13 protein-coding genes are annotated in these 9,639 nt (G+C 58.5%); 8 read left to right on the top strand and 5 right to left on the bottom strand.

What is annotated here, in order from left to right:
- Positions 1-174: 174 nt before the first annotated feature.
- On the bottom strand, positions 175-534 hold the full coding sequence (locus AACY50_RS28250) for a hypothetical protein (protein ID WP_339431953.1): 360 nt from the start codon (positions 532-534) through the stop codon (positions 175-177).
- 245 nt (positions 535-779) lie between these two features.
- On the opposite strand from AACY50_RS28250, the gene AACY50_RS28245 reads away from it, so the two are divergent.
- Positions 780-1,598: a shikimate 5-dehydrogenase gene (locus AACY50_RS28245; RefSeq protein ID WP_339464916.1), complete on the top strand. Its 819-nt coding sequence runs from the start codon at positions 780-782 to the stop codon at positions 1,596-1,598.
- A 67-nt stretch (positions 1,599-1,665) separates the two neighbouring features.
- On the opposite strand, the gene AACY50_RS28240 is transcribed toward AACY50_RS28245, so the two are convergent.
- A complete protein-coding gene (locus AACY50_RS28240) occupies positions 1,666-2,310 on the bottom strand; it encodes a YceH family protein (protein ID WP_339539860.1) in 645 nt (214 codons plus the stop codon).
- A gap of 125 nt (positions 2,311-2,435) precedes the next feature.
- On the opposite strand from AACY50_RS28240, the gene AACY50_RS28235 reads away from it, so the two are divergent.
- Entirely contained in the window at positions 2,436-2,945 is a 510-nt protein-coding gene (locus AACY50_RS28235) for a DUF1993 domain-containing protein (RefSeq protein WP_221730462.1), read from the top strand.
- Between the two features lie 70 nt (positions 2,946-3,015).
- Here the strand turns inward: AACY50_RS28235 and sstT are convergent, their stop codons facing one another.
- Positions 3,016-4,248, bottom strand: a complete 1,233-nt coding sequence (gene sstT, locus AACY50_RS28230) for a serine/threonine transporter SstT (RefSeq protein ID WP_339431956.1) — start codon at positions 4,246-4,248, stop codon at positions 3,016-3,018.
- 336 nt (positions 4,249-4,584) lie between these two features.
- Between sstT and AACY50_RS28225 the strand changes: the two genes are divergently transcribed.
- Positions 4,585-5,748 (top strand): MFS transporter, encoded by a 1,164-nt coding sequence (locus AACY50_RS28225; RefSeq protein WP_339431957.1) that lies wholly within the window; start codon positions 4,585-4,587, stop codon positions 5,746-5,748.
- On the opposite strand, the gene nhaR is transcribed toward AACY50_RS28225, so the two are convergent.
- Positions 5,743-6,642, bottom strand: a complete 900-nt coding sequence (gene nhaR, locus AACY50_RS28220; protein ID WP_339431958.1) for a transcriptional activator NhaR — start codon at positions 6,640-6,642, stop codon at positions 5,743-5,745. The genes AACY50_RS28225 and nhaR overlap by 6 nt on opposite strands.
- 133 nt (positions 6,643-6,775) lie before the next feature.
- Between nhaR and AACY50_RS28215 the strand changes: the two genes are divergently transcribed.
- Together AACY50_RS28215 and AACY50_RS28210 are read left to right on the top strand one after the other, a co-directional pair.
- The gene (locus AACY50_RS28215; protein ID WP_221730458.1) at positions 6,776-7,018 is read left to right on the top strand and encodes a hypothetical protein; all 243 of its coding nucleotides are present in this window, start codon (positions 6,776-6,778) and stop codon (positions 7,016-7,018) included.
- A gap of 29 nt (positions 7,019-7,047) precedes the next feature.
- The gene (locus AACY50_RS28210) at positions 7,048-7,797 is read left to right on the top strand and encodes a TerC family protein (protein WP_339431959.1); all 750 of its coding nucleotides are present in this window, start codon (positions 7,048-7,050) and stop codon (positions 7,795-7,797) included.
- Positions 7,798-7,871: 74 nt separating this feature from the next.
- On the opposite strand, the gene AACY50_RS28205 is transcribed toward AACY50_RS28210, so the two are convergent.
- Positions 7,872-8,030, bottom strand: a complete 159-nt coding sequence (locus tag AACY50_RS28205; RefSeq protein ID WP_339493833.1) for a hypothetical protein — start codon at positions 8,028-8,030, stop codon at positions 7,872-7,874.
- 248 nt (positions 8,031-8,278) lie between these two features.
- Here AACY50_RS28205 and AACY50_RS28200 point away from each other — a divergent pair, with 248 nt between their 5' ends.
- The 3 genes from AACY50_RS28200 to AACY50_RS28190 all read left to right on the top strand — a co-directional run bounded on the left by AACY50_RS28200 (position 8,279) and on the right by AACY50_RS28190 (position 9,463).
- A complete protein-coding gene (locus tag AACY50_RS28200; RefSeq protein WP_339466795.1) occupies positions 8,279-8,950 on the top strand; it encodes a peptidase C39 family protein in 672 nt (223 codons plus the stop codon).
- Between the two features lie 87 nt (positions 8,951-9,037).
- Entirely contained in the window at positions 9,038-9,244 is a 207-nt protein-coding gene (locus AACY50_RS28195; protein WP_339431960.1) for a DUF6021 family protein, read from the top strand.
- A 12-nt stretch (positions 9,245-9,256) separates the two neighbouring features.
- Positions 9,257-9,463 (top strand): hypothetical protein, encoded by a 207-nt coding sequence (locus AACY50_RS28190; RefSeq protein ID WP_339431961.1) that lies wholly within the window; start codon positions 9,257-9,259, stop codon positions 9,461-9,463.
- Positions 9,464-9,639 lie beyond the last annotated feature (176 nt).

Here is a 9,639-nt window from a genome sequence, read left to right as displayed (position 1 = left end):
TCTACTTGGTCGACAACTGACAATTTAAAAGTCAGCGTGTAATCGCGTTGACTACGTTTTGCGCCCGTATCCATTGCCCCCTCCTGATAAGAAGCCAGAAGGTGTAAACCTTATTCAGGACGAGACAACGGTCATAAAAAAGCCCCGCTATAAAAGCAGGGCTCTGTGTATCGATTACCAGCGTGGGCCGCCGTAGTAGCCATGGGGCCGACCGTAGTAGCCGCGTGGCGGGCCGTAATAAACGGGGGCCGGCTGGACGTAAACCGGTTGCTGCACATAAACCGGCGCTGGTTGGTAGTAGACCGGTGGAGGCGGCTGTTGCACATAGACCGGTTGGGGTTGAACGTAAACCGGCTGTTGCTGCACGTACACCGGCCGGTCCTGGTTGATCAGCGCCGAACCGATGATGGCCGAGCCGACGATCGCGCCAAACACCGCCGGGCCTTGCCAGCCATGGCCATGACCGGCTTCTGCCTGGCCTGTTACAGCGAGTGCACCGATCAGTAAGGCCACAATGGAGAGTTTACGAATCATGATAATTCCTCGGTTCTTCAACCCGGCTCCCTGGCCTGCAATAGGTCCATGGATGTCGCGGGGATACATCTAAGACAGCGAAATTTTTAAAATCAGCACAGCCGTTGGGTAAATTTTGTGTAAGGTCTGTACCGATTTCTTTACCGGCTCATCCAGGCCCGGTGCAGGCAAGCGATATGATCATTCAGAACCCGATGGAATGGCTAATCCCGTCCATCCGAAAGTGCGTTTGAAGGAGAAGTTTCATGCAGATGAACCCGAACAAAGACACCCAGCTGTGCATGTCCCTGTCCGGACGCCCAGGCAATTTCGGTCTGCGGTTTCATAATCATTTGTATGAGCAACTGGGCCTGAACTTCTACTACAAGGCGTTCAGCAGCCAGGACCTGGCCGGCGCTGTCGGCGGGATTCGCGCCTTGGGCATTCGTGGCTGTGGCGTATCGATGCCGTTCAAGGAAGCCTGCATCGAGTTGGTCGATGAGCTGGATGCCTCGGCGCAAGCGATTCAGTCGATCAATACTGTCGTCAACACTAATGGCCATCTCAAGGCCTACAACACCGATTACATCGCCATCGCGCAGTTGCTGGAAACCCACGCGGTGCCCAAGGATTCGACTTTCGCCCTGCGCGGCAGCGGCGGTATGGCCAAGGCAGTGGCCAGTGCCTTGCGCGACGGTGGTTATAAAAACGGCTTGATCGTGGCGCGCAATGAGCGTGCCGGACGTGCGCTGGCAGACTCGCTGGGTTATCGCTGGCAGGCTGAACTGGGGGATGAGCGTGCGCAGATGCTGATCAACGTGACGCCGGTCGGCATGGACGGCGGCCCTGAGGCGGGGCAACTGGCGTTTGAGCCTGAGGTGATCAAGGCGGCCGACACGGTGTTTGATGTGGTGGCCATTCCTTCGCAAACGCCGCTGATCATGCGCGGCCGCGCGCAAGGGAAGCGGGTCATTACCGGGCTGGAAGTGATAGCGATCCAGGCGCTGGAGCAGTTTGTGTTGTACACCGGGGTGCGGCCGACCGAAGAGCAGTTTCAGGCGGCGGTGGCATTCGCCCGTAGCTGATCCTGAAGTCTGTGTTGGTTCAGCGGGCTTCTTCACGAGCAAGCCCGCTCCCACAGGGGGATGGTGTTTATTCGAGGCGGGCCAGGCGCTCTTCCAGTGCCGCAATCCGCGCCTCAAGCTCTTCGATCCGTTCGATCGAAACCCCGCCGCTGGCGCGCTCCCCGGGATTTTGCCGCGCCGCCAGAATCGCCTCGATATCCGCCGGATCGCCCAGCGCATGGCTATAGCGGTCTTCGCGCTGCCCAGCCTGGCGCGCAATCAACACCGCCAGCCCGCGAGCGATCAAGCGCTCAAGCTGATGCACCACTTGCTCGGCATCTTCGAAATCATGCATGCGCCCACTGCGTGTCAGCAGTTCGTTAACGGTCTGCGGGCCGCGCAGAAACATCAGCCCGGTCAGCGCCACCTGCGCCGGCACCAACTCCAGCGCTTTGTCGACCTTGTGCTCCCAGCGGTCGGCGCGGCTACCCATGACCAGTTTGGCGAAGCCGCGACCTTCCAGTGCACGCAGGCTCTGGCCCACCTGGCCCTGAGTCAGGTTCATCACCGGTTCGCGACTGGTTTTCTGATTACACGCGGTCACCAGCGCATTGAGGGTCAGCGGATAGGTTTCCGGACTGGTGGCCTGTTTTTCGATCAATGATCCCAGGATGCGGATTTCCGTGGCAGTGAGCCGTGGTTCGTCGAAGCTGGATTCTGGTTCTGTGGACATCGCGCGTTCCCTCTGCAGTCGAAGGCGCCTAGCCTAATCCTTGCCAAACAAAAGGCAAGCCGTGTGATCATCAAGCATGGCTATAATCGCCTCCACGTTCCACCCAGCCACCACATGAGATTGCCATGACCATTTCCCTGTACGCCGCATCCGTCCCGGTTTTTCAACAAATGCTCAACGCCCTGAGCGATGTCCTGAAAAAGGCTGAAGCCCACGCCACCGAGAAAAACATCGACCCGAACGCCTTTCTGCAGGCTCGTCTGTACCCGGACATGTTCCCGCTGGTGCGTCAGGTGCAGATCGCGGTTGATTTCGCCAAAGGCGTTTCGTCGCGTCTGGCCGAAGTCGAGATTCCGAAATACGACGACAGCGAAACCACCTTCGCTGAGCTGCAAGCCTTGATCGCCAAGGTTCTGGCCTTTATCGGCGAGATCAAGCCTGAGCAGATCAATGGCCAGGAAGGCATTGAAATCGTCACCCGTCCGGGCACACCGAAAGAGAAGCGCTTCAGCGGCCAGGCTTATCTGCTGACCTACGGTCTGCCGCAGTTCTTCTTCCATGTCACCACCACCTACGCCCTGCTGCGTCACAACGGTGTTGAAGTGGGTAAACGCGATTACATGGGCGCGTTCTAAACCACCCGGCAACAAAAAGCCCGCCAAGGTTTACGCCTTGGCGGGCTTTTCATTTCTCTTATGGGAGCGGTTATGCGGTGCGTTGGGCTCTCTCTTCTTCGCCCAAGCAGGCCGCTGCGGTAAACAGCACATCGGTGGAGGAGTTCAGCGCGGTCTCGGCCGAATCCTGCAACACACCAATGATGAAACCGACCGCAACCACTTGCATGGCGATCTCGCTCGGGATGCCGAACAGGCTGCACGCCAGCGGAATCAGCAGCAGCGAGCCACCGGCAACGCCCGACGCGCCGCACGCGCAGACCGCCGCGACCAAACTGAGCAGGATGGCGGTTGGAATGTCCACCGCGATACCCAGCGTGTGCACGGCAGCAAGCGCCAGCACGGTAATAGTGGTCGCCGCCCCCGCCATGTTGATGGTGGCCCCCAGCGGGATCGACACCGAGTAAGTGTCTTCATGCAGACCCAGACGCTTGCTCAATTCCAGGTTGACCGGAATGTTCGCCGCCGAGCTGCGGGTGAAGAACGCCGTGATACCGCTTTCGCGCAGGCACTTGAGGGTCAACGGATAAGGGTTGCGGCGCAACTTCCAGAACACGATCAGCGGGTTCATCACCAGCGCCACGAACAGCATGCAGCCGAGCAATACCGCCAGCAGGTGCGCATAACCGACCAGTGCATCAAAACCCGACGTGGCGAGTGTCGACGCGACCAGGCCAAAAATGCCCAGCGGGGCGAAGCGAATCACCACGCGCACGATCACGGTCACACCGTTGGACAGATCGCCCAACACTTGGCGGGTGGTCTCGCCGGCATGGCGAATGGCAACGCCCATACCGATGGCCCAGGCCAGAATGCCGATGAAGTTAGCGTTCATCAGTGCATGAATCGGGTTGTCGACCGCGCTCAGCAACAGACTTTGCAACACTTCGGTGATGCCGCCCGGTGCGGTCACTGCGACGTTGTCCGTGGACAGCACCAGGTTCGATGGGAACATCATGCTGGCAACCACGGCGACCGCTGCCGCACTGAACGTACCCAGCAGGTACATGAACAGTATCGGACGGATGTGGGTTTCCTGACCGTGCTTGTGGTTGGCAATCGAGGCCATTACCAGCACGAACACCAGAATCGGTGCCACGGCCTTCAGCGCCGAAACAAAGACCTTGCCGATGAAGGCCGTGGATTTCGCGGCTTCGGGCGCGACCAGCGCCAAGGCGATACCTGCGATCAGGCCGATGACAATTTGTGTGACCAGGCTCAGTTTGCTTAAGCGTTGCAAGAAAGAAGGGGATGAAGCATTCATAGCGGCATCTCTGATTTTTTATAGGGTGCAGGGTTGCGTGAATGCGCTGGCGAAACAGGGCAGGCCAGCGTCACGAACCGAAAGTGTTGACGCGATTTCAACGCCATTAAACTGTTCGCTGAACAGGGTGTACGTTTTGCAGGGCGCGGACTTTACCACAGCGTAGGCCTTATCCTTCAGGCATGTGACGATCTGCCACCCGATTCGCCGGCAAGATCGACAGGTTTGTGCAAGTCAGTCTGGAAACACTCTGTTAAGATTCTCCTTCCTCTTTTTCAAGTTCTGCCAGCGGGCCTTTTGGTCATCGCTGGTGTCGTCGTTTCGTTGGAGTTTCCCATGCTGTTGCCCATCCTTCTGTTGTCCGCCGCTGGCTTCACGGTGCTGACCACAGAGTTCGTCATCGTTGGCCTGTTGCCGGCGATTGCCCGAGACCTTGCGGTCACCATCCCGCAGGCCGGTCTGCTGGTGACGCTATTCGCTTTTACCGTGGCAATGTTCGGCCCATTCTTGACCGCGTATTTCGCCCGCTTCGAGCGACGCAAGCTGTTCATCACCATCCTGATCATGTTTGGCCTGGCCAATACCGTTGCTGCATTGGCGCCGAATATCTGGGTGATGGCGGTTGCGCGGCTGATCCCGGCGCTGGGTTTGCCAGTGTTCTGGGCGTTGGCCAGTGAAACCGCAGTGGACATCGTCGGTCCGGACTACGCCGGCCGCGCCATCGCCAAGATCGGCTTCGGCATCGTCTGCGCCACGGTGTTTGGCATTCCTGTCGGCACATTGATTTCCGATGCTTTCGGCTGGCGCAGTGCCTTCGGTATTCTCGCGGTGATCGCGTTTGCCAAGGCGTTGCTGCTGTTTGTATATCTGCCGAAAACCAGTCTGCACCAGCATCAGGTCAGCTTCCGCTCGCAGTTCAAAATCCTGCGCAGCCCTTTGATGATCGGCCACATTGTGCTGTCGATTCTGGTGTTTAGCGGCATGTTTACCGCTTACACCTATCTGGCAGACATCCTTGAGCGCCTGGCCGGTTTCAACGGCACGGTGGTCGGCTGGTGCCTGATGGGCTTCGGCGCGGTCGGTCTGATCGGCAACTCGCTGGGCGGACGTGCGGTGGATCGGCATCCGCTGGGGGCGTCGGTGTTGTTCTGTGCGTTCATGATTGCCGGCATGGTGTCGCTGGTGCCAAACATTCATTCGCCGCTGGGGTTGGCAGTGGCGATGGGGATTTGGGGCGTGACCCAAGCGGCGTTGTTCCTGGTCAGCCATGTGCGCCTGATGAAAGCCGCACCACAAGCACCGGCCTTTGCCGCTTCGCTGAATATTGCCGGGGCTAACCTTGGCATCGGCCTTGGCGCCATGATCGGTGGACGGGTGATCGACAGCGCGGGGCTGGGCTTCCTTGGCTTCGCCGCTGCCGGGTTCATTCTGCTGTCGGTATTGCTCGCCATGGTATTGATGACGCTCAAGCCGCGCGAAGTCTGCGCTGAACTCTCATAACGCGGTAAACAACTCGCGTCGGGCACCTTCGGCAATCGCAACGATGCCGGGGTGCTTGACCTTGCGCTCCACTGATATGGCATAGAACGACTCGGTCACCGCGTCGGTTTGGCCGATCAACTCAACGCCATACTGGCGCTTCACTTCTTCGGCAATCACGCTCGGGCCGATAAAAATCCCGCTGCCGGATTGGCCGAATGCCTGCATCAAGGCACTGTCATCGAACTCGCCGACGATTTTCGGCTGGATCTGCTGCTCGGCAAACCAGCGCTGCAAACGGCTGCGCACCACGGTTTCTGCGCCGGGAATCAGCAGCGGTGCGCCATGCAGGCTGCGCGGGAAATCCTGCCCATAGCGTGCCACCAGTTCGGCGGTGGCGAAGAAACTGATCCCGCATTCGCCGAGTTTCTGGCTGTAGCCCTTGATATCGAGGTGTGGTGGCATCGGGCTGTCGGATATCACCAGATCCAGACGCTGGATGGCCAGATCTGCCAGCAGGCGTTCGAGTTTGTCCTCGCGACAGGTGATGCGTAGCGGCTCGCTCAACTCCATGGTTGGCGCGATCAGACGATAGACGATGGATTTGGGCACCACGTCGGCCACGCCGACGCGGAACAGAATCTGCTGCTCGTTGGGTTGCGCGCGCAGCATCAACTCCAGTTCCCCGCCGAGCTGAAACATCTGCTCGGCGTAGGGCAGGGCTTGGCGACCGGCTTCGGTGAGTTCAAGTTGCCGCCCCACCCGCTTGAACAAATCGACGCCGTAGGTGTGTTCGAGCAGGGAGATCTGCCCGCTGATGGTCTGTGGGGTCAGGTTCAGTTGCTCGCAGGCACGCACAATGCTGCCGGTCTTGGCCACGACCCAGAAGTAATGCAGTTGTCGATAGTTGAGCATGAGGGTCTACAGTTCGTGAAAATCGAAGTATAGCCGCTAAAAATACGAATTTTCCTGAAGTGTCTCCCTCCCTAGAATGCCCAGCCATTGAGGGCCGGTGTGTGGCCCTGTCTGTTGATTGGGAGGAAACCTCATGAAATACGCATTTCCTGTGCTGATGTTTACGTCTTTACTGGTGCTGGCTGGTTGCGATCAGGCCGAGAAAAGCGCCCAACAGTTAATGGGTAAAGCCGCCGAAAGCGCCAAGCAGGCGATCGACGATACCCACAAAGCCGCCGAGCAAGCGCTCAGCGAAGCCACGGGCGGGTTGATCGAGAAAAAAGAAGCACCGGAAAAAGATACGCAAACATCTGAATCTTCCTCAAAGACTATCTAAACCGTCTTACAACGAGTCAGGACTGACCCATGGAATATCTGTTGGAACTCGCCGCCAGCCCCGCTGCCTGGGTTGCTTTGGCCACACTGGTGGTCATGGAGATCGTGCTCGGCATCGATAACCTGATCTTTATCTCGATTCTGACCAACAAGTTGCCCGAGCAGCACCGCCAGAAGGCGCGCCGCATCGGCATCGGCATGGCGTTGATTCTGCGCCTGGCGCTGTTGAGCACCATCGCCTTCATCGTGCAGTTGACCGAACCTGTGATCGAAATCCTCGGCCAGGCGTTCTCCTGGAAGGACATGATCCTGATCGCCGGCGGTCTGTTCCTGGTCTGGAAGGCTACGACCGAGATTCACCACAGCATGGATCCGGCGCCGGAAGACCCGAAATCGGCCTCCTCGACGGTGACCCTGGGCTTTGCAGCGGCAATCGGGCAGATCCTGATGCTCGACATGGTGTTCTCGATCGACAGCATCATTACGGCGGTCGGCATGACCGAACACTTGCCAATCATGATCATCGCGGTCGTGGTCTCGGTGCTGGTGATGCTGTTTGCGGCTGAGCCGCTGGCCAGGTTCATCAACGACAACCCAACGGTGGTGATGCTGGCCCTGGGCTTCCTGATCATGATCGGCATGACGCTGATCGCCGAAGGCTTCGGCGCCCACGTACCGAAAGGCTATGTGTATGCGGCCATGGCGTTCTCGGCGGCGATTGAGGTGCTGAACATGATGTCCCGTCGAGCACGGCAGAAGAAGTTGGCTGAGCAGGTGTAATCGTCAAGTTGTAAAAAAGCCGTCTGAACTCCCAGAGTCCAGGCGGCTTTTTTTGTTCGCAGTTCTACCGACAGTCAGTGTGCAGTCGCAGGTTGCGCGCGGTGCTTGCCCGGTTTCTCGATCGGTGCGGGTTGGGCGGGGTGATGATGGTGGCGTCGGGAAACACGCAACACGCCCCACAGCATGGCGGTAGCAACGGCCAGCCAGCCGGCAATCAACATTACGATAGTCATGGTCAGGCTCATGAGTGCCTCCTCTTTGCCCTGGCTCGGGCACACGCTTCTCTCAAATCGCTCTATGTCAGTGACAGTCTAGTCAATGGGGTGTTTCAAGCTATTGACCAAAGGTCGGTGGCGACCAATCAGTTTGCTCTATGCAATCGTTGAGTCTGCGGTTTAAGGCTATACCGCAGCTTTGTGCCGCCCTATGATCGCAGGCACTGCCGGAACACGATGACCGGCGTCTTGAACAGAGAGTGATGATGGTGCAGGTATTTTCTCGAATTCGCGCGGCGCTGCTGGTGGCTGGTTGCGCAGCCGTACTGGCCGGGTGCGCAGGTAGTGTGGCACCCGAGGTGAAGCGTCTGCCCGAACGGGTTGAGCTCAGTGGTACGTTCTATCGCGGCGACGCCAATCAGTCCGGGCCGCAAGTGTTGGCCAGCCTGTTGTCACAGCAAGGCATCGTGATCACCCCGGGTCTGTTGGCAAAACCGCTGCACCTGCCGGGCGGCGAAGATAAATTGCAGCAGAACATGCAGAAGCTTGCACGGGAATATGGCTTGGTCGTCTATCCGCTGGACCGCAATCTGCCAGCACTGCTGACGCAGGTTGCTGCGGGCTATCCGGTGATGGTGCGCTTCAGCGAAGGTTCAGCGTTTTGGGCGCAACCGCGCTATGCCATTCTTTCCGGCTACGACCGCAATAAACAGAAAGTGCTGCTGCGCGCGGGCATGAACCGTCGCGAAATCATGAGCTTCAGCGCTTTTGAATCGGCATTCGAAAAGTCCGGTGGCTGGGCCATCTTGATTCAAAAGCCTTCGCAGATTCCGGTGGCGGTGGATCGTCAGCGCTGGCTCAAGGCCGCCGATGAGTTGTCACAGGCCGGTCAGGAGCCGGAAGCCGCGCAGGCGCGCAAGGCATTGGCGGCGCACTGAGTTCCGTTCGTCATCTGCCGGGCACGACTGCGCCCGGCCAGCCTCTTACGGTTATAGCCCGGTTTTACGGGTGAATCAGGAGGCAACATGACAGATTCCCCATCCCCGAAAGGCCCGCATTCTTCTGAGCATTCTTCAGGTAACGATCTGGGGTTCGATCCGGACTCGCCGGATCTCGAAGATCCGCAAGTCGACCCCATTGGCCCTGCAAAGGCGCCCAAAGATGTGAAGCCTGGCGAAGACGACACCAAACCGGCCAAGCCCTACGATCCGTTAGCCGATCTCAAACCTTGATGCGAGGTGCGTATGAGTACCGATTCAAGCTTCGATGACCAAAAGCCCGACAGTGTGCCGACCACGCCTGAGCAGGAAGTGGACCCGGTGCTGGATTCTGAGAGCCCGCTGCGTGACCCGTTGGCGCGACCCAATGTACTTACGCCGCAGCCTGCGCGGGATCCGAGTGCCGGTGACGGGATTCCTGATGACGACGAGATGCCGCTGCCTAACGACTGATGTGCAGATGAGAAAAAGCCCCGAAATTTCGGGGCTTTTCCTTATGGCGTGTCTCGTCCTGAATAAGGTTTACACCTTCTGGCTTCTTATCAGGAGGGGGCAATGGATACGGGCGCAAAACGTAGTCAGCGCGATTACACGCTGACTTTTAAATTGTCAGTTGTCGACCAAGTAGA

The sequence above is a fragment of the Pseudomonas sp. RA_15y_Pfl2_54 genome (assembly GCF_963971015.1).
Classification (GTDB): domain Bacteria; phylum Pseudomonadota; class Gammaproteobacteria; order Pseudomonadales; family Pseudomonadaceae; genus Aquipseudomonas; species Aquipseudomonas baetica_A.
Note: the sequence above shows the minus strand (reverse complement) of the source record. Positions and strands in the feature narration are given on the sequence as shown.

What these genes read in the sequence shown, in the direction of transcription:
- AACY50_RS28250 (WP_339431953.1), bottom strand. Translation starts at nt 534, where the DNA reads ATGATTCGTAAACTCTCCATTGTGGCCTTACTGATCGGTGCACTCGCT.
- AACY50_RS28245 (WP_339464916.1), top strand. Translation starts at nt 780, where the DNA reads ATGCAGATGAACCCGAACAAAGACACCCAGCTGTGCATGTCCCTGTCC.
- AACY50_RS28240 (WP_339539860.1), bottom strand. Translation starts at nt 2,310, where the DNA reads ATGTCCACAGAACCAGAATCCAGCTTCGACGAACCACGGCTCACTGCC.
- AACY50_RS28235 (WP_221730462.1), top strand. Translation starts at nt 2,436, where the DNA reads ATGACCATTTCCCTGTACGCCGCATCCGTCCCGGTTTTTCAACAAATG.
- sstT (WP_339431956.1), bottom strand. Translation starts at nt 4,248, where the DNA reads ATGAATGCTTCATCCCCTTCTTTCTTGCAACGCTTAAGCAAACTGAGC.
- AACY50_RS28225 (WP_339431957.1), top strand. Translation starts at nt 4,585, where the DNA reads ATGCTGTTGCCCATCCTTCTGTTGTCCGCCGCTGGCTTCACGGTGCTG.
- nhaR (WP_339431958.1), bottom strand. Translation starts at nt 6,642, where the DNA reads ATGCTCAACTATCGACAACTGCATTACTTCTGGGTCGTGGCCAAGACC.
- AACY50_RS28215 (WP_221730458.1), top strand. Translation starts at nt 6,776, where the DNA reads ATGAAATACGCATTTCCTGTGCTGATGTTTACGTCTTTACTGGTGCTG.
- AACY50_RS28210 (WP_339431959.1), top strand. Translation starts at nt 7,048, where the DNA reads ATGGAATATCTGTTGGAACTCGCCGCCAGCCCCGCTGCCTGGGTTGCT.
- AACY50_RS28205 (WP_339493833.1), bottom strand. Translation starts at nt 8,030, where the DNA reads ATGACTATCGTAATGTTGATTGCCGGCTGGCTGGCCGTTGCTACCGCC.
- AACY50_RS28200 (WP_339466795.1), top strand. Translation starts at nt 8,279, where the DNA reads ATGGTGCAGGTATTTTCTCGAATTCGCGCGGCGCTGCTGGTGGCTGGT.
- AACY50_RS28195 (WP_339431960.1), top strand. Translation starts at nt 9,038, where the DNA reads ATGACAGATTCCCCATCCCCGAAAGGCCCGCATTCTTCTGAGCATTCT.
- AACY50_RS28190 (WP_339431961.1), top strand. Translation starts at nt 9,257, where the DNA reads ATGAGTACCGATTCAAGCTTCGATGACCAAAAGCCCGACAGTGTGCCG.